The sequence below is a fragment of the Bacillus sp. 166amftsu genome, from assembly GCF_900107445.1.
GTDB classification, from domain to species: Bacteria; Bacillota; Bacilli; order Bacillales; family Bacillaceae_G; genus Bacillus_A; species Bacillus_A arachidis.
This window is the reverse complement of record NZ_FNQA01000010.1, coordinates 37,493-56,562: the sequence shown is the minus strand read 5'-3', so window position 1 is coordinate 56,562 and position 19,070 is coordinate 37,493. Positions and strand designations below refer to the sequence as shown.

Annotated in this window: 19 protein-coding genes; 12 read left to right on the top strand and 7 right to left on the bottom strand. The window is 34.7% G+C overall.

Features of this window, described 5'->3' with window-relative positions; genetic code table 11:
• Window positions 1-26 precede the first annotated feature (26 nt).
• From BLV40_RS19375 to BLV40_RS19365, 3 genes are all read left to right on the top strand, one after another.
• Window positions 27-587: a class I SAM-dependent methyltransferase gene (locus tag BLV40_RS19375; protein ID WP_090692935.1), complete on the top strand. Its 561-nt coding sequence runs from the start codon at window positions 27-29 to the stop codon at window positions 585-587.
• A 232-nt stretch (window positions 588-819) separates the two neighbouring features.
• Window positions 820-1,197 (top strand): ArsR/SmtB family transcription factor, encoded by a 378-nt coding sequence (locus tag BLV40_RS19370; protein WP_026593939.1) that lies wholly within the window; start codon window positions 820-822, stop codon window positions 1,195-1,197.
• A gap of 27 nt (window positions 1,198-1,224) precedes the next feature.
• The gene (locus BLV40_RS19365) at window positions 1,225-3,585 is read left to right on the top strand and encodes a heavy metal translocating P-type ATPase (RefSeq protein ID WP_090692933.1); all 2,361 of its coding nucleotides are present in this window, start codon (window positions 1,225-1,227) and stop codon (window positions 3,583-3,585) included.
• 29 nt (window positions 3,586-3,614) lie between these two features.
• Here the strand turns inward: BLV40_RS19365 and BLV40_RS19360 are convergent, their stop codons facing one another.
• The 3 genes from BLV40_RS19360 to BLV40_RS19350 form a co-directional block, all read right to left on the bottom strand.
• Window positions 3,615-5,078: a nicotinate phosphoribosyltransferase gene (locus BLV40_RS19360; RefSeq protein ID WP_026593937.1), complete on the bottom strand. Its 1,464-nt coding sequence runs from the start codon at window positions 5,076-5,078 to the stop codon at window positions 3,615-3,617.
• 202 nt (window positions 5,079-5,280) lie between these two features.
• Entirely contained in the window at window positions 5,281-6,375 is a 1,095-nt protein-coding gene (locus BLV40_RS19355) for a DUF1648 domain-containing protein (protein WP_090692931.1), read from the bottom strand.
• Window positions 6,359-6,763, bottom strand: coding sequence for a GntR family transcriptional regulator (locus tag BLV40_RS19350; protein WP_090692928.1), 405 nt, complete (start codon window positions 6,761-6,763; stop codon window positions 6,359-6,361). The genes BLV40_RS19355 and BLV40_RS19350 overlap by 17 nt, the downstream gene beginning before the upstream one ends.
• Window positions 6,764-6,923: 160 nt before the next feature.
• Between BLV40_RS19350 and BLV40_RS19345 the strand changes: the two genes are divergently transcribed.
• The 5 genes from BLV40_RS19345 (at window position 6,924) to BLV40_RS19325 (ending at window position 11,207) form a co-directional block, all read left to right on the top strand.
• A complete protein-coding gene (locus BLV40_RS19345; protein WP_026593935.1) occupies window positions 6,924-8,195 on the top strand; it encodes a helix-turn-helix transcriptional regulator in 1,272 nt (423 codons plus the stop codon).
• 1 nt (window position 8,196) lies between these two features.
• The gene (locus BLV40_RS19340) at window positions 8,197-8,325 is read left to right on the top strand and encodes an NprX family peptide pheromone (protein ID WP_090692926.1); all 129 of its coding nucleotides are present in this window, start codon (window positions 8,197-8,199) and stop codon (window positions 8,323-8,325) included.
• 177 nt (window positions 8,326-8,502) lie between these two features.
• Window positions 8,503-10,203, top strand: coding sequence for a M4 family metallopeptidase (locus BLV40_RS19335; RefSeq protein ID WP_090692923.1), 1,701 nt, complete (start codon window positions 8,503-8,505; stop codon window positions 10,201-10,203).
• 160 nt (window positions 10,204-10,363) lie between these two features.
• On the top strand, window positions 10,364-10,678 hold the full coding sequence (locus BLV40_RS19330; RefSeq protein WP_016115627.1) for a PadR family transcriptional regulator: 315 nt from the start codon (window positions 10,364-10,366) through the stop codon (window positions 10,676-10,678).
• 1 nt (window position 10,679) lies between these two features.
• Window positions 10,680-11,207 (top strand): DUF2812 domain-containing protein, encoded by a 528-nt coding sequence (locus tag BLV40_RS19325; protein ID WP_090692919.1) that lies wholly within the window; start codon window positions 10,680-10,682, stop codon window positions 11,205-11,207.
• Window positions 11,208-11,431: 224 nt separating this feature from the next.
• On the opposite strand, the gene BLV40_RS19320 is transcribed toward BLV40_RS19325, so the two are convergent.
• On the bottom strand, window positions 11,432-11,980 hold the full coding sequence (locus BLV40_RS19320) for a TVP38/TMEM64 family protein (protein ID WP_090693080.1): 549 nt from the start codon (window positions 11,978-11,980) through the stop codon (window positions 11,432-11,434).
• Window positions 11,981-12,414: 434 nt separating this feature from the next.
• Here BLV40_RS19320 and BLV40_RS19315 point away from each other — a divergent pair, with 434 nt between their 5' ends.
• Both BLV40_RS19315 and BLV40_RS19310 read left to right on the top strand, forming a co-directional pair.
• Complete coding sequence (locus tag BLV40_RS19315) at window positions 12,415-12,933, top strand: RNase A-like domain-containing lipoprotein (protein WP_026593930.1); 519 nt, start codon at window positions 12,415-12,417, stop codon at window positions 12,931-12,933.
• A gap of 15 nt (window positions 12,934-12,948) precedes the next feature.
• Window positions 12,949-13,221, top strand: coding sequence for a hypothetical protein (locus tag BLV40_RS19310; RefSeq protein ID WP_090692915.1), 273 nt, complete (start codon window positions 12,949-12,951; stop codon window positions 13,219-13,221).
• A gap of 4 nt (window positions 13,222-13,225) precedes the next feature.
• Here the strand turns inward: BLV40_RS19310 and BLV40_RS19305 are convergent, their stop codons facing one another.
• From BLV40_RS19305 to BLV40_RS19295, 3 genes are all read right to left on the bottom strand, one after another.
• Window positions 13,226-14,479 carry a VanW family protein gene (locus BLV40_RS19305; protein WP_090692912.1) on the bottom strand — a complete coding sequence of 418 codons (1,254 nt, stop codon included), beginning with the start codon at window positions 14,477-14,479 and terminating at the stop codon, window positions 13,226-13,228.
• Between the two features lie 242 nt (window positions 14,480-14,721).
• Window positions 14,722-15,735, bottom strand: a complete 1,014-nt coding sequence (locus BLV40_RS19300) for an LCP family glycopolymer transferase (protein WP_090692910.1) — start codon at window positions 15,733-15,735, stop codon at window positions 14,722-14,724.
• A gap of 193 nt (window positions 15,736-15,928) precedes the next feature.
• Window positions 15,929-17,107 (bottom strand): NupC/NupG family nucleoside CNT transporter, encoded by a 1,179-nt coding sequence (locus tag BLV40_RS19295; protein WP_090692907.1) that lies wholly within the window; start codon window positions 17,105-17,107, stop codon window positions 15,929-15,931.
• A 91-nt stretch (window positions 17,108-17,198) separates the two neighbouring features.
• On the opposite strand from BLV40_RS19295, the gene BLV40_RS19290 reads away from it, so the two are divergent.
• Both BLV40_RS19290 and BLV40_RS19285 read left to right on the top strand, forming a co-directional pair.
• Window positions 17,199-17,585: an SMU1112c/YaeR family gloxylase I-like metalloprotein gene (locus tag BLV40_RS19290; protein WP_026593925.1), complete on the top strand. Its 387-nt coding sequence runs from the start codon at window positions 17,199-17,201 to the stop codon at window positions 17,583-17,585.
• 161 nt (window positions 17,586-17,746) lie between these two features.
• Window positions 17,747-19,063 (top strand): hemolysin family protein, encoded by a 1,317-nt coding sequence (locus BLV40_RS19285; RefSeq protein WP_090692905.1) that lies wholly within the window; start codon window positions 17,747-17,749, stop codon window positions 19,061-19,063.
• Window positions 19,064-19,070 lie beyond the last annotated feature (7 nt).

The following is a 19,070-nucleotide window of genomic DNA, read 5'->3' as shown; positions in this document are numbered from 1 at the left end:
GTTGAAATATTCAAAGGGGTGAAATGATGGTTGTAAAAGAAGAATTAAAAATCGTTGTGGGTGCAGGGGAATTTAACAATAACCCGGGTTGGTTACATACAAATGAAGAAGAATTAAATTTATTAAAAAGAGAAGATTGGATAAAAAAGTTTGATCCTAGCTCTTTAGCAGTAATTTTAGCAGAGCATGTATGGGAACATTTATCATATGAAGAAGGCATAGAAGCAGCGAAAGTATGCTATGAATTTTTGAAGCCGGGTGGTTATATTCGATGTGCGGTTCCGGATCGCTTTTTCCCAGATGAAGAATACCAAGAAGGGGTAAAAGTTGGAGGACCTGGACCGTTAGATCATCCAGCAGCGAGCCATAAAATTGTTCATAATTATAAAACGATGACATCTATGTTTGAGAGTGCGGGGTTTCAGGTGAAACTTTTGGAGTATTGTGATGAAGATGGAGAGTTTCATTATAATGATTGGGATGAGAAGGAAGGGTTTATTTATCGTTCTAAGCGTTTTGATTATAGAAATCAGGACGGAAAGTTAGGGTTTGTTTCTTTAATTGTTGATGCTGTAAAGAGTGAATAGATAAGAATAAAGAGGATGTGCTAAAGGGATACGGTTTTAGCAACATCCTCTTTTGTATGAAGCATATAAAGTGTGAGGAGAATATGTTATATATGCTTTCGTTTAAATGTGAACAAAATATTCGAAAAAATGATTGTGGATTTTATTGACACATATGAACGGACGCTCATATAATAAAGGTATAAGATATATGAATGGTTGTTCATATGTTTAGATAAAGAGGTGAGCTATAATGGCTGAAAATAAAGTGGAAACATGCCAAGAGGCGTGTTCTCAAACGATTATCCATGAAGACGTTGTGGATCAAGTGAAACAAACAATTCCGAATGATGAAAGCTTAAGTAAAGTAGCGGAGTTATTTAAAGTGTTAGGCGACCGTACACGTACGAGAATTTTACACGCATTATTTGAAGCAGAAATGTGCGTGTGTGATTTAGCATATTTACTTGGAATGACACAGTCGTCTATTTCACATCAGCTTCGTGTATTAAAACAAGCAAAGCTTGTGAAAAACCGTAAAGAGGGAAAAGTGGTTTATTATTCATTGGCGGACCATCACGTAATCGGTATCTTTGAGCAAGCATTTGAACACGTAAATGAAGAAGAATAGAAAATAAAAGCACAAGGAGGGAGAAAGATGGCAGAACCACTAGTGAAACGAAAACTTGTGTTAGAAGGACTGGATTGTGCGAACTGTGCGATGAAAATCGAAAAAGGCGTTGGGGGATTAGATGGTGTCTTATCTTGTTCCGTGAACTTCGCAACTAAGACAATGGTGTTAGAAACAGAACAAAATAACGAAAAACATGTTATTACTGAGGCGATGCAACTTGTTACGAAATTAGAGCCTCATATTAAAGTACAGGAAGAACAACAATCAAAAGTTGCGAAAGAAGTATTTGTATTAGAAGGATTAGATTGTGCGAATTGTGCGATGAAGATTGAAACAAAGGTAAAGGAAATGCCTTCTGTTTCAAATGCTACAGTGGATTTTGTATCGAAGAAATTAAAAATAGAAGTTGCAAATAAAAAAGAACTTGAAACGACAGTACAAGATATCAAAATGATTGTTCATAAGTTAGAACCAGATGTAAAAGTTGTTCGCGAAGAGAAGGAAAGCCATAATCGTAGCCACGACCATGGTGAAGGAAATGTGAAGAAAATGATTTGGCGTTTAGCAATTGGTGGCGTTTTAACAGGGATAGCTGCACTAGCGGGATTACCACAAATGATGACAATTCCACTTTTTGTTATTGCGTACCTACTAATTGGTGGAGATATCGTTTGGCGAGCTGTAAGAAATATAACACGCGGCCAAGTATTTGATGAAAACCTTTTAATGGCGATTGCCACACTTGGAGCTTTTGCGATTGGGCAGTATCCAGAAGCAGTTTCTGTTATGCTCTTTTACCAAGTAGGTGAATTATTCCAAAGTATCGCTGTAAATCGTTCTCGAAAATCAATTACTTCATTAATGGATATTCGTCCTGATTATGCAAACGTGAAAGTTGGAAACGAAACAAAACAAATTTCACCAGAAGATGTTAAAATCGGTGACTACATTATTGTAAAACCAGGTGAGAAAGTACCGTTAGATGGAAAAGTAGTTGAAGGAGCATCGATGGTAGATACTTCAGCGTTAACAGGCGAATCTGTACCGCGTGAAGTAGAGGTTGGTAATGATGTATTAAGTGGTTTCGTGAATCAAAATGGTGTATTGACAATTGAGGTAACGAAAGAGTTTGGTGAATCTACAGTATCTAAAATTTTAGACTTAGTGCAAAATGCAAGTAGTCGAAAAGCACCAACAGAAAACTTTATTACGAAATTTGCTCGTTACTATACGCCAGCTGTCGTAATTACAGCTGCAGTATTAGCGTTTGTTCCACCTCTCATTTTAGAAGGTGCTACATTCTCAGATTGGATTTATCGAGCTTTAGTATTCCTTGTTATTTCTTGTCCTTGTGCGTTAGTAGTGTCCATTCCACTTGGATTCTTTGGCGGTATTGGTGGAGCATCTAAAAACGGGATTTTAATCAAAGGTAGTAACTATTTAGAAGCGCTAAATGATGTGAAACATATCGTCTTTGATAAGACAGGAACATTAACAAAAGGTGTTTTCAAAGTAACGAAGATGGAGCCAAGTGGAACAACTACAAAAGAAGAGCTTCTTGAGTATGCGGCATTTGCAGAAGTGTACTCAAATCATCCAATTGCGCAATCTATTCGGAGTAGCTATGGAAAATCAATTGATGAAAATATGATTGAAGATTATAGTGAAATCTCTGGTCATGGTACAGTTGTAAAAGTGCAAGGTAAAGAAATTTTTGCAGGTAATGCAAAATTAATGAAAAAAGAAAGCATTACATTTGAGCAGCCACAAACTGTAGGTACTCTTGTTCACGTTGCTGTAGATGGTGCATATGCAGGGTATATTGTCATTTCGGATGAAGTGAAAGAGGACTCAAAACAAGCGATTCAAAAATTAAAAGAGCTTGGGATTAAGAAAACAGTCATGTTAACAGGTGATGCAAAGTTAGTTGGAGAAGCGGTTGGTAAAGAGCTTGGTTTAGATGAAGTTCATGCTGAATTATTGCCACAGCAAAAAGTAGAAGAAATTGAAAAAATTGATGGAGCAAAACAAGCAAAAGAAAAAATTGCGTTCGTTGGCGATGGTATTAATGATACACCAGTATTAGCAAGGGCAGACGTCGGAATTGCGATGGGTGGATTAGGATCTGATGCAGCGATTGAAGCAGCGGATATTGTAATCATGACAGATGAACCTTCTAAAATCGCAACGGCTGTCAAAATTGCCAAACGTACACGCAATATTGTATGGCAAAATATTATCTTTGCACTTGGTGTAAAAGGGCTTGTCCTATTACTTGGTGCATTCGGAATTGCAACAATGTGGGAAGCAGTTTTCTCAGACGTGGGTGTTACATTACTTGCTGTATTGAATGCGATGCGTGTGCTTAGAGTGAAAGATTTGTAAAATAAAAAGAGAAGCGAAGGCTTCTCTTTTTATTTTTGTATATTTTTTGCAACTTGATCTCGTACTGTTTGAATATAATTCATTTTATGATCCCAGCACTCTTGACTTAAATCTACAGGATATTCTTCGGGATTTAGCGTTCTCATATATTCTTCCCAGAATAGTGCTAAGCTGCTTTTAGTGTATTTTTGAATGTCTAATATATTTGGTAATTCGTATGTTCTTCTACCATTTGTGAAAATGGCATGATGAAGCTCGCGTGCTTCAAAGTTTGTTACGAATTTACTAATATACGTATGAACAGGATGGAACATTTTTAAACGCTCTTCCTGTTGAGGTTCTTCGGATTCTAAAGCGATATAATCACCTTCTGCATGATTGTTCACGCGATTAATGATTCGATAAATTCGTTTTAATCCTGGTGTTGTGATCTTTTCAGGGTTAGAAGAGATTTTAATTGTGTCATTTAATATGCCATTTGCATCTTCAATCGCAACTAATTTATAGACAGCGCCTAATGCAGGTTGTTCAAATGATGTAATCAGTTTTGTTCCGACGCCCCATACATCAATTTTTGCTCCCTGTGATTTTAAATGCATAATTGTATATTCATCTAAATCACTAGAAGCAATAATTTTTGTATTTGTAAACCCAGCTGCATCAAGTAGTTTTCGTGCTTCTTTTGATAAATAAGCCATATCGCCACTATCGAGACGAATGCCATAAAAATCAATGTGGTCACCGAATTCCTTAGCAACGCGAATCGCATTTGGTACACCAGATTTTAACGTATCATATGTATCAACAAGAAAAACACATTTTTGGTGCGTTTCAGCGTACTTTTTAAATGCAACATATTCATCACGATACGCTTGGACAAAAGAATGAGCATGCGTACCAGCAACTGGAATACCAAAGCGTTTTCCAGCACGGACATTGCTTGTAGAAGAAAATCCACCGATAAAGGCCGCTCGTGTACCCCAAAGGGCAGCGTCAAATTCGTGAGCGCGGCGGGTACCAAACTCTAAGAGTTCATCATTGTCCGCTGCATGTTTCATGCGAGCTGCTTTTGTAGCGATTAATGTTTGGTAATTCACAATATTTAACAAGGCGGTCTCAATAATTTGAGCTTCACCAAGAGGTGCGTCAACACGCAATAATGGTTCGTTATTAAAAACAACTTCTCCTTCTTGCATACCACGAATTGTCCCAGTAAATTTCATGTTTTGTAAATAATGTAGGAACTCTTCTTCAAATTGTAGTTCTTTTAAATAAGCGATGTCACTTTCGGTAAAACGAAAAGTCTCTATGTATTCTATAATTTTTTCAAGACCAGCAAAAATGGCGTAACCATTTTCGAATGGGAGCTTTCGGAAATATAAATCAAAAACAGCACGGCGATTATGAATCTTGTCTTTCCAATATGTATAAGCCATGTTGATTTGATATAAATCTGTGTGTAAGGCGTAACTATCATCTTTATAATGATTCATTGTGAAAACACCTCCGTAATTTGGTTATATTATATCGTTTATTTGTAGTTTATCCCGCATTAACCGGCAGTAATACTTTCACCTCAAAATTCAGCGAAAGCATTGTCCGGCTAATAATCAGAGGGGGATGAAGCCCCCTCTGATTAAAGTTTCACTTTATGCCAAAGCAGCTACTTCAATTAAGAGTAGATTTTACCCGGGATTATGCAGTTAATAGAACAATTCCAAAAATGAGCACGAGAGGACCGAATAAAATCCCCCATGCTATGGTGCGAGCGAAATTGAAAGTCCATCCAAGTCCAAAGCGCTTTTCTAACATGAGTGTAGGATCATTTCGATTGTAATAAAATTGTCCCAGTTTCCAAAAATGATCATCATCTTGTTGAATAGAAAAATTTTCATTGCTTGATAAAGTATCTTGATTTATTGGTTTTCGTGCAATAATGATTGCCCAAGTAATTGTTATTGTAGTTATGATAATGGTGCTAATGATTAATTTAAGAGGTGAAAATGGAACGATATAAGAAATTTGGAACAAAGTGAATAGAAATACAGACAGCAAGGAAGATCCAATCATAAATAATGACCACTTTCTGCGGGATTGAATGCTAGAAATTTTAGATGCATCTGCATTTTGAACATTGAGTTGTTGCTTAGCGCGTTTTAATAGTATATTGATACCCATAAAAAGCAGAATTGTTACGAATTGAATAAGTGGAAAAACAGAGAAAAGCCCGATTGTTTTTTCACTATAGGTTGTTATAGTGCCATCCCAATTGAATTTCGTTGGGATTTGATTTGGCAATTCAGGATAGAACGAGATAGTAATAAGAATTGTTATAAAACATATGAATGCATGAATGGAAAATAATCCGTTAGAATAGGTTAATTTTTCATTTCGAAAAGATGTATCAATTACAATAGGTTGCTTTTTTTCAATAGCCCAATTCATATTATTTCGGATGACTTTCATTTTTTTATGACAATGTAAATAAATAAAAAAATCGGCAATTAGAAATCCGATAATACAAATAATAAGGCCTGTTGCTTGTGCTGCTTCATTTGAAAAATATACTGAAATACTGATGAAAAAGATTGTAAATAACAAGCTGAAAAGCAAGTGGGTGTTCCGAAATTTTTTACGCAAGAGGACAATTTCATCTAAGTTATATGCGTTTTCGGGGATTCGGATACCAAAACTATATATATTTGGAGTCATTTGTGGCGTAAAAGTAATAATGAGGAAAAATGGTGCTAGTATCGCTACAAATAGAATGATATTAATCCATATGTCCATGTTTTGTTTCCTCCCATTCAAAATGATTCGCTAAAGATTGTACAAATTGCAAGAGTGCTTTTTTTGAAATACCACGACATTTTGCTTCTGCTATAAATGGTTGTAGAGTCAGTTCACTCCTCTCAAAAAATGCGGAGTTATCATGTAATTGTGTTGTATTTACAGTAGCTCCTTTTTGTCGATGAATTTGAATAAATCCTTTTTGTTTTAGCAGTTGATACGCTTTATTAACAGTGAGCATATTTACACCTAAATCAGAAGCAAGTAATCGAACAGAAGGTAAAGTTTCGCCTTCTTTTAGTTCTTCTTTGGCAATTCCTTCGATAATTTGATGAACGAGTTGTTCGTATATTGGAATATTAGACTGTATGTTAATCGTTATAAACATGTTGCACCTCCTTTGTCGCTATAACTGTTATACATATAATATAACAGTTATAGCGACAAAAGGCGAAAAATGTTTAGAAAATTTACATTTATCAATTTATATTTTTGGCATTTTTATGTATTATTAAAGTAGTGGGGGTAAATGAGAATGGAGGAGGACAATGCAACAAACATTAGAGAAAATCGGGAAACAAGTTTTTTATAAGCGACTGCAGCAAAAAATGACACAAGAAGAATTATGTCAGGGCATTTGTTCCGTCTCATATTTAAGTAAGATTGAAAATGGAAAGATAGAAGCATCAGAAGAAATCTTGCAGCTGCTCTGCGCGAGGTTAGAGATTGCTGTGTCGGATTTGAGAGATGTAGAAGAAGAAGTGAAAGAGAAGTTAGATGATTGGTTAAACGCGTTAGTTCATTTGGACAAAGGGCAAGTTGAACGCATATATAATGAGTTACAAGGTGAAATGAAGCATGTTTTAGATTTTGAAATCATAAACTATTATAAATTACTCTATACTCGTTATTTAATTATGAAAAGAGATCTTCCTGCACTTGAAGAAGAACTAGAGAAGTTGAGAAAAATGTATAAGAAGTATTCTCCGTTTCAAAAAATGTTATATACGTATAGTAGAGGGATATTATATTGTTTGCAATATAAGTGGAAAGATGGCCTCGATTATTTACTAGAGACAGAAGTGATGGCTAAAGAACAAGGGTATTATGAAACTGGGATTTATTATAATATTGCTCTTACATATACTCATTTAGAAATTCATCATCTTGCACTGCATTTTGCTAATGTTGCATTAGAGGGATTTCGAGGTGAATACAAGTTTAGGAATGTGATTAACTGTCAAATTCTTATTGCACTAAGTTATGCGGAAAAAGGTCAATATAAAGAGGCTTTGGAAATGTACGAAAGTATATTGAGAGAAGCATCATCTTTTGCAGACGAAGATGTACTTATAGCTATTACTTTAAGTAATATTGGAAATATATACTATAAAAAAAGACAGTATCAGCGGGCGAAAGAATGCTATTTAAAAAGTTTGCAATTTCAGAATCAAATAGATTTAAATTATATAGATACATTATATGAAATGGCATTACAATGTATTAAACTAGAGCAGCTAGAAGAAGCGAAAGAATGGATTGATAAGGGAGTTATTGCTGCTAAGCAGGAAGAAAGGTTTAATACAAAGTTATATCTACTTCTTATGCTTCGGTATAAATATTTTGAAGACGCAAAAGCCTATAAATCATTTTTGGAAGCAGAAGCTATTCCTTTTTATAAGTCGGCAGGAAATAAAATTGAATTAAAGAAAGTATATATAGAGCTTGCGGAATATTTCGCTCGGTTACTACATTTTGAAGAAAGTAATCGATATTATAAGTTAGTTATTGAAGTGCTAGAAGATCATAAGGAGGGTTAAAATGAAAAAAATATTAGCAGGAATTTTAGTGGTCGCAGTAGTATTTACCGTGGTAGGTGGTGTGCAATATACGAGTAAACCTGATACTTTTGGATTAGACTCTAATTTATCACAAACAGTAAATGTATAATAATAACCAAAAGGCCCTTTCCAAATTGGAAAGGGCCTTTCTCAATAATTGCTCCCCAAAATTCTACAAAACTTGAGAAAAGAATTTTTTGAATTTTTAGTATATAAATAGTGGAAACTAGATGATAATATAAAACTACTCTTTTTCAAAAAAATTTTTTATTAGGGGGAAGGTTATATGAAAAAGAAGAGTTTAGCATTTGTATTAGCGGCAGGAATGGCAGTTACAACATTTGGAGGGACAAGCTCTGCGTTTGCAGATTCAAAGAACGTACTCTCTACGAAAAAGTACAATGAAGCAGTGCAGTCACCTGAGTTTATCTCTGGAGATTTAACAGGAGCAACTGGAAAGAAAGCAGAATCTGTTGTGTTTGATTATTTAAATGCAGCAAAAAAGGAGTATAAGTTAGGAGAAAAGAGTGCAGAGGATTCTTTCAAAGTGAAACAAGTGAAAAAGGATTCTGTAACTGATGCAACAGTGGTACGTATGCAACAAGTATATGAAGGTACACCGGTATGGGGGTCTACCCAACTAGCGCATGTTAGTAAAGATGGTTCATTAAAAGTATTATCTGGAACAGTTGTACCGGATCTAGATAAAAAAGAAAAATTAAAAAATAAAAATAAGATTGAAGGTAAAAAAGCGATTGAAATCGCACAGCAAGATCTAGGGTTAACCCCTAAATATGAGGTAGAGCCATCAGCGGATTTATATGTATATCAAAATGGTGAGGATACAACTTATGCATATGTTGTGAAATTAAATTTCTTAGATCCGAAGCCAGGTAACTATTATTATTTCATTGAGGCGGATAGCGGTAAAGTGTTAAATAAATACAATACAATTGATCATGTAACAGATGAGAATAAATCGCCAGTTAAGCAAGAGGTTGCAAAACAAGATGCGAAAGCAGCTGCAAAACCTGTTACAGGAACAAATAAAGTTGGGACAGGTAAAGGTGTACTAGGAGATACAAAATCTATTAATACAACATTATCTGGATCTACTTATTATTTACAAGATAATACACGTGGAGCGCAGATTTTCACATATGATGCGAAGAATCGCACTACGTTACCAGGAACGTTGTGGGCAGATACAGATAACGTTTTCAATGCAAGCCGTGATGCGGCAGCGGTAGATGCTCATTATTATGCAGGAGTAACATATGATTATTATAAAAAGACGTTCAATCGTAATTCATTTAATGACGCTGGAGCACCGTTAAAATCAACGGTTCATTACAGTAGTGGATATAATAATGCATTCTGGAATGGCTCACAAATGGTATATGGAGACGGGGATGGCTATACATTTACTGCATTATCAGGTGGATTAGATGTAATTGGGCATGAGTTAACGCATGCGGTTACAGAATATAGCTCAAACCTGATTTATCAAAATGAGTCAGGAGCATTAAATGAAGCGATTTCTGATATTTTTGGTACTTTAGTAGAGTATAGTGATAATCGTAATCCAGATTGGGAAATTGGAGAGGATATTTATACGCCTGGTACATCGGGGGATGCACTTCGTTCTATGAGTGACCCAACAAAATATGGTGATCCAGACCATTATTCTAAGCGTTATACTGGTTCAAGTGATAATGGTGGCGTTCATACGAACAGCGGTATTATCAATAAAGCGGCTTACTTACTTGCAAATGGTGGTACGCATTATGGTGTAACAGTGAATGGTATTGGTAAAGATAAAGTAGGTGCAATTTATTATCGTGCAAATACACAATACCTCACTGAATCTACTACATTTAGTCAAGCTCGTGCTGGCTTAGTACAAGCTGCAGCTGATTTATATGGTGCAAGCTCTGCTGAAGTTACAGCAGTGAAGCAGTCATATGATGCAGTTGGTGTAAAATAGGTTCCACTCCTGTGGATTGTAAATAAAGTTTGATAAGGATTGCCCTTAAAGATGGAATGAAATTGAATATTCATTCCATCTTTTTATTGTTCATTATATCACTTTATGATATATTATCTTTAGATATATCATAAAGTGATATAATGAAGGTAGGGAGAAAATGAAATCATTAGAACAGTTAACCGATTCTGTGTTTTATATTATGGCAGGATTTACAAAACCAAGACATGGCTATGCAGTGATGAGCTTGATTGAAGAATTAACAAAGGGGAAAGTAGTAATTGGGCCCGCATCACTATATACAATTATTAAAAAGTTAATAACCGAATCCTACATTGAATTATTTGATGATTCAGACTCACGTAGAAAAGTATATGTTTTGACAGATAAAGGTAGAGAAGTGTTGGAACAGGATATTTTGAGACGTAAAACGATGCTTGATTTTGCTGAAAATGGATTAAAAGGGGAGAACTAAAATGGGGAAAACAAAATACATAATGTCAAATGGGATTGCTTTTTCAGAAGAACAAGATTTAAAAAAGCTAAGAAAGTATGCTACAAAAGGATGGATTGTGAAACGTTTTAAACGAATGGGATATGAATTAGAAAAGGGTGCTGCTGAAGATACTATATTTAGTCTTGATATAAGACCATTAGCAGAAAACGAATTAGAAGAATATATTGAAATGTTTGAATTGGCAGGTTGGGAATATGTTTGTTCGAGTTATTATGATGTGCACCTATTTAAGGCCAAACCTGGTACAAAACCAATTTATACAGATAAAGAAACAAAACAGGAGAAAATAAAAACACTTAGACAACCAGTTATGTCAGCAGTTGCAATTAGTATGGCTATGCTGATTGTAAGTTATTTCGTTCATTCGGTAAGTTCAGGGGTATTAAGTACAATATTTTCGATAGTTTTCTTATTTTCCCTTGTCATTACCATTCCAATGTTAATGACATTAATGGCGACCTACTATCATTCGTTTAGAACAAAATAGTATAGAAAGAGAATTTCTAAGCTTATAAAGAAGTGGTAGTTATTATAATTTATTTTCCTGTTAAAATAAGCAATCTTTTTATAAAATTTTTGAAAGATAAGTTATAAATCCCTTATGTTTTGATCAACTTTTGTTCAAAATATAAGGGATTTTTTTATGATGAAATGAATGTTTTCAGCAACTCCCTTTGATAGAGAATAAAAAAGGAACAATTGCTCCTTTTTTTATTTTTTCTTCCACTTCTTCCATACATATAATACTCCGATACAACCAGCAATCGTTATAATCCACTTCGCTTCGCTTGTTCCGTTCATTACATGGTATGCAGAATACACTTCAATGAATAATGCTGGTACTTTTCCTATTGCACTTGCAATACTGAAAGAGAATAACGACATTTTTCCTAACGCAGCAAATAAGGTAATAATGCCAGATGGAATAAATGGGACAAGTCGGAATGATAGAACGAGAAAAAATGCTTCTTTACCTTGTACATAAAGAAGACGTTCTATTTTTGGATAGTTGTTTATTTTGTTATGGGCCAATTTTTGAAAACCTAGTCGATAGAAATAAAATGAAACAATTGCTCCCAATACTTCGCCTGCGATCGAAATTATTGTTCCGTCTGTTAAGCCAAAAAGCTGTATGTTGATTGCTGTTAAAAATATGCTTGGAATAAAGCCTGCCAAACTGATGATGATATTGAATAGAATACTAAGTGGAATTGCAATCGTGTAATGCTCTGTGAGTAAATTGTGAATCATTTCTTGCATATCGTTATAGTCCTTTGTCTTTTTTTGCATTACACCACATTTAATCAGTATAGGCAAGTGTAGATTTTAATAGAAAATATAAATTTTCATAATAAAAACCGAAAAATATACCCATTACAGGTATATGGTACGGAAGGTAGGGGGTATATTTTTCGGTTATTTCTTAAATCAAGAGAAGGTAATTCCATACATGGATAGGAAGAAGCTGAGAAAGTTGTAAAATGTTTAAAAAAGATAGAGTATAGATTAGAAAAAAACATTTAAGAAAGTCAGTATTATGTGGACGGACTGATTCACCCCTTTTCTGTGCAAGTAATATGAAATAAATGAGTTTTTTCGTTGTTAAGCGACATGCAAATCATTGGTGTACGCTTTTTTTATATAAAATTGACTTTTTGTGAAGTTATGACGATAATCATGAAAGAGGTGATATGATGAAACGATTATGGAGTATTTTCTTAAGCGGCTTACTTGCGATGATACTTGTTTTAAGTGGTTGTGCAGGACAAGAACAGAAAAAAGAAAGTCCAAAAGGAAGCGATTCAGCATCAATAGGGAAAATTAATGATAATATTTTAGATGAAATGGAAGGACCGCCGAAAAATGGTCATACGATAGAACGTCATGTCGGAAAGACAGAAGATCAGCTAAAAGAACGATTACGTACAGATAAAGTATCGGCCGCAAGTACATACTACGATAAAGAGACGGCAACAAAAGCTGTTAAAGATAGTTTGAAACAGCATGAGCAGGAAATTGAGAAGTGGTTAAAGAATTCCAAAGAAAATCGTCTCGTATTAAATACGAAGCATTCGTTTCCTGTTGGAAAAACGGTATTAAAGAAAGATATGAGTGTAAAAGATAAGCTTATGAATACAGTTACTGTTTTAGCAAGAGATAAATCAGGGTCATTAGGATTTAAAATCATTACTTCCTATCCATCAGACAAGTAAGAAAGGGAGAGTAGTATGTATCCAACACTTCAATATTTCTTAAAAACATATTGTACGTTAAGTGTGCATGAGGATGAGATAATCAATGTAATGACTGAGTTCTTAGAGGAAGAAGAGCAAGAAACCGTTGCTAAATTACAACATGAGCTATTACATATAAAGCAAGCGAAGGCGTGGGAAGAAGGATCTTTATTAGCGGCTAAACAAGGAAACCGTATATGGTCGTTAGAAGAGGCGAGGGAACATATAGAGGCATTTATATGTTTACTGCAAAACAAAAAGGCGTGAATCATCACGCCTTTTTGTATACACTTTTTGAGATTTGGCCATTTGAGATCACTTGACCGTTTTGTGTTACTTTTTTATATGTAACAGCTGTAATTTTATTTCCAGTATCACTAATTACTTTTGATGAAACTTCTACGTCCTTACCAGTAGGTGTACCGAAAATACGTGTAGTTATACTGCCACCATTAGAGAAGGCTTGAATGTAAATATATTTTCCCGTATTGTTTTGGAATTTTAGATCCGGTCCATAATCTGCTACAGCGGCATCTTGGCCAAGTGGTAAGTAATGAACAGGCATAGAGTGGTTACTACGAGCAACAACTCCTAAATCAGCACGTAATGCTGCACCATATAGCGTACTACTAACTTGACACACACCCCCACCAGCACTTTGGACAACTTTACCATTCAAATATACAGCAGCGGATTTATAGCCATGCGCAGCATCTGTAATACCGACGCGTTCATTGAAACTAAATGTTTCACCAGGTGCTACGAGTGCTCCACTTAAAGTATTAGCAGATTTGTTTACATTAAAGGATTGGCTCCCGTTTCGACCAGCCATAGGAGTAGAATATTCAGCGATCACTTGTGTAATACCCATGTTTTTTATATCTTCTGTAGATCGTTCGGGTTTTGTGGATGCAATTGGAAGTTGAATATCTTGTGTACCAGTAGTAATTGCTTTTGCCGTTAATTCTTTTAATTTTTCTTTATCAACTTTTTCGCCATTTTGACTTTGACTAATGTTTACTGTTGTTCCGGAAACACTTAATTCAGCGTTTACAGGTTCCTTTAATGTTTCGTTATATTTTTCTTTTATAAAAGCCTCATAAGCTGTTGAGTTCAGTTCTGGTGTTAGTTTATATTCACGTTTTAACTCGCTGTTTTCAGCTTGTTTTCGCATGTTATAGCGATTCATAACATTCCCTTTTTGCTCGTTAAAGATTTTTTCGAAAATGTCTTTTTCTTTATAGTCAACACCTAAGTCTTTCCACGTATAAGTTTGTGTATTACTCGGTAATGCATAGTTAAGAGATTTTTTGTTTAATTCATCTACTTTTTGTTGAATAATTTCTTGCACGTCTTTTTTACTTTTACCATCAAGAGAAGTACCTTCAAATGTAGTGTGCGGTAATACGGTTGTATCGAGTTGTTTGTTTAACTTAGAAACGTATTGATAACCACCAATCCCACCTGCACATAGCAATATTCCACCTGCGACAGCAGAACCAATCAGTAAGTTACGTAGCTTCATTTACTTCCCCCCAAAAAGTTAATATATAAGGTTATATGTATTCGTTTTTTATGTATGAATGATAAAAATAGTATTATGTACTAGTATACTATTATTTTAATCGTCGGTGTAATGTTTTTATAAAAAATGTTACATTGTTGTAATAATTGTCTCTTTTTGTCATTATTTGCGTAAGAAAATGGAAGTGTTTTGTTGGAAATTATAATAAAAAGGCTACTGGGAAAGTCCTAGCAGCCTTTTTATTATAATTTTTTATGTTCAGTTTTATTCGTAACATCGAGATGTTCTTTTAATGTTTTGGATATGTCCTGTACACTTTTTTCATCAGGAATGTAGTAGTAGATGCCGCCGATATATTTATCGCTACCTTTTACTTGGAGTTTATCCATCCTTAAGTTTGATCCCATAATGTTTGTCGTAATTGTCATCATGTCATCAAATGTTAAGTTTGTTTTTAAATCATGATCAACAGCATCTAATAAGCTGCCAATTTTATTAATAGAGTTTATAGATAGTGCTTTTTGAGCAATTGCTTCCAAAACAAGTTGTTGACGCTGACCACGCATATAATCACTATCAATGTGACGTGTTCTTGCTAAAGCAAGTGCTTCCTCACCATTTAAATGTTGGCGTCCTTTTTTTAGGTGAATGGCACCAGGCTCATCCTTACTATTTTGTTCTGTAAACTCAACAGGAACGTCTACGTCGATGCCACCAAGAGAATCGACAATTTTTATAAATGATTTAAAATTAAATTTTACATAGTAGTCGACAGGAACATTTAAAAAGTTTTCGACTGTATTAATTGTACTATCTACGCCCCCAAATACGTGAGCATGTGTGATTTTATCTTGTTTATCACGTGATTTAATATATACGCGAGAGTCACGGGGGATACTAACAAGTTTTACTGATTTATCATTTTTATTAATTGTAGCAAGCAATAATGCATCTGTACGTGTTGCTTTGCCGTAAGATTTTTCACGAAGGTCACTTTCATCTACCCCCATAATAAGGACAGAAACGTTGTCGGTCATCGGTTTAACAGCTTTATCTCGTTTATCAGATTTATCTCCTCTATCTAGTTCGGAATATGCATTATTTACAATTGATTTTGCTTTACTGTATATGTGGAAGAAATAGCTTCCACCCCCAATTGTTACAATGAGTAATGGAATGAGAACAAACCATAGTAGGCGTCTTTTCTTAAATCGCCTCTTTGAAGTTCTATTTTTGTTTTCTACATCTGAATTCATTCTTTAGTTCTCCTTCAAATCATTCAATTTGTATATTTTCTTATAATGTGTAAACGAGACACATAAAAGATATTGTACGCTAAATAGATATTGTTGTACATGCATAAAAAATAGATGTCTCGATTATTTATGAGACACCTATTCGTATTGTATACAAAAAGGATGAATAAAAAAAGGATAAAAATTTACCTTCTTATAGCATAATGCTTACCATAATTGCGGATAAAATGCTGACGAGTGTTGCGCCGTACAACAGTTTTAAACCGAAACGAGCAACGACATTCCCTTGTTCTTCATTTAATCCTTTAACGGCACCAGAAATAATTCCGATAGAAGAGAAGTTTGCAAAGGATACAAGGAAAACTGAAATAATACCTACTGTACGAGGAGAGAGACTGGTTGCAAGTTTGCTGAGATCCATCATGGCTACAAACTCATTCGTTACAAGCTTTGTAGCCATAATACTTCCTGCTGTGACAATTTCTTTACTTGGTACACCAATAAGAAAAGCGATAGGTGAGAAAACATAACCAAGTAACTGCTGAAATGTAATTCCAAAAATAAGATGGAATAAATCATTAATACAGCTAATTAAGGCAACAAATCCAATCAACATAGCGCCAACAACAACAGCAACGCGAAATCCATCTAGAATATATTCTCCGAGCATCTCAAAAAAGGTTTGCTTTTCGCCTTTAATCTCTAGAATGTCCTCTTCTTCTCTAACATCATACGGATTAATAATGAGTACGATAATAAAGCCACTAAATAAATTTAAGACAAGAGCGGTTACTACATATTTTGGCTCAATCATTGTCATGTAAGCACCGACAATTGACATCGATACGGTCGACATGGCAGAAGCGCAAAGTGTATACAAGCGATGTTTTGGAATTTGCGCAAGCTGTTTTTTTAGGGTAATGAATACTTCTGATTGGCCTACAATAGCAGAGGCAACGGCGTTGTAAGATTCCAGTTTCCCGAGTCCGTTTATTTTGCTAAGGAAAAACCCAATCCAACGAATACAAAATGGCAATATTTTAAAGTGTTGCAAAATACCAATTAGGACAGAAATGAAGACAATTGGCAAGAGAACATTTAAGAAGAAAGGCATTTCGCCTTTATTCGCAATACCACCAAATACGAAATTCACCCCGGATGCAGCATAGTTCAATAACTTCGTAAATAAATTAGAAATCAAGGTTACAAGCACAAGTCCAATTTCTGTATTTAATAACAAATAAGTTAAAATCAACTGTATAATAAGCATGATGAAAATTGGTTTGAATTTAATATGCTTTTTATTATTACTTGCGATAAAGGCAAGAAAGAAAACAACGGCAAGGCCGAGAAAAAAAGTAACAAATTTCATAGTAAACCTCCTTATGAGATGTTCTGTTACATAGGTTTTTCATTTTGAGGGAGAATATGCATGTTTGATAACGAGAGGAATGACGTAGAGCGTGGATATATCTAAAGTGCATCATATTGCAATTATATGTTCTAACTATAAAATATCTAAAAAATTTTATACTGAAATATTGGGATTTAAGGTGTTGAATGAAGTTTACAGGGAAGAAAGGGATTCTTATAAATTAGATTTATGTGTAGGAGGACAGTATCAAATTGAGTTATTTTCATTTTCAGATCCTCCTAAACGGAAAAGTTTTCCTGAAGCAGCTGGTCTTAGACATTTAGCATTTGCAGTTACAGATATACAAGAAGCTGTTCAGCATCTAAAGCGATGCGGAATAAAAACAGAGCCAATACGTGTGGATGAAATAACAGGGAAACAGTTTGTGTTTTTTCAAGATCCAGATGGTTTACCATTGGAGTTATACGAGGATTAAAAATTGGGGAAATTTATATAGGTTTGCTTTTTAACAAATGAAGAGAATAAGAACAAAGTGAAACTTCCATTCGTTTTTTATTCATTCATTTGTTTTGATTGAGAGAAAACTTCTTTTAAAAAGGAGGTGTAACTTTAGCTAAGAAAAGCTAAAGGTGTTCTTTGGAAATTACTAAATTAATCATGGTTGTTATTCTTATTGCATTAACTGGTTTTTTTGTGGCAGTTGAATTTGCAATTATAAAAGTACGCAGTAGTCGCGTGGATCAGCTTGTAGGAGAAAAAAAACGAGGGGCATTAGCAGCTAAGAAAGTGATTTCAAATTTAGACGAATATTTATCAGCATGTCAGCTTGGAATTACAATTACAGCTTTAGGATTAGGGTGGTTAGGCGAACCGACGATAAAGCATTTATTGGAACCGTTATTTTTAAAGATGGAACTTTCACCTGCGATTGCAAGTACAGTTTCGTTTATTATTGCCTTTGCTGTTATTACATTTTTGCATGTCGTGATTGGAGAGTTGGCCCCGAAAACACTTGCCATTCAAAAAGCGGAACAAGTGAGTTTGTTACTATCTCAGCCGCTTATTTATTTTTATCGTATTATGTATCCGTTTATTTGGGCTCTCAATGGTTCATCTCGCCTCGTGACTGGTATATTTGGATTGCATCCTGCTTCTGAGCATGAAGTTGCACATTCAGAAGAGGAGTTAAGACTTATTTTATCGGAGAGTTATGAAAGCGGAGAAATTAATCAAGCGGAATTTAAGTATGTAAATAATATTTTTGAATTTGATAATCGGTTAGCAAAAGAAATTATGGTTCCGCGTACTGAAATAGTCGGTTTATATGAAGATGAACCGTTTGAGACACATGTTAAAGTGATTGGACAAGAAAAGTATACAAGGTATCCTGTATTTGGAGAAGATAAAGATGAAATTATTGGGATGGTCAATGTAAAAGACTTATTTATTCATTATATGGATGGTGAACAAGAGGAAGACCGCTCCATTACTTCGTATACAAGACCTGTTATTGAAGTGCTAGAAAACATTCCAATTCATGATTTGTTATTGCAAATGCAAAAAAAACGAATACCGCTTGCAATTTTATATGATGAATATGGAGGAACAGCAGGAATTGTGACACTTGAAGATATTTTGGAGGAAATAGTCGGTGAGATTCGAGATGAATATGATGAAGATGAACATCCGCCTGTCGAACATATAAGCGAAACATATAAAATTATTGATGGAAAAGTACTCATTAGTGAAGTGAATGATTTGCTTGGTTTACATCTAGTTGCTGATGATGTAGATACGATTGGGGGGTGGATCATGATGCAAAAACAAACAATCACTGAAGGTGATATCATGGAGACAAATGGATGGGTTTTCAAAGTTCTTGAAAAAGATATGCATCAAATTAAACGAGTGGAAATAAAGAAAATTGGGGGAGAAGATACAGCAATAGCGTAATCTTTAT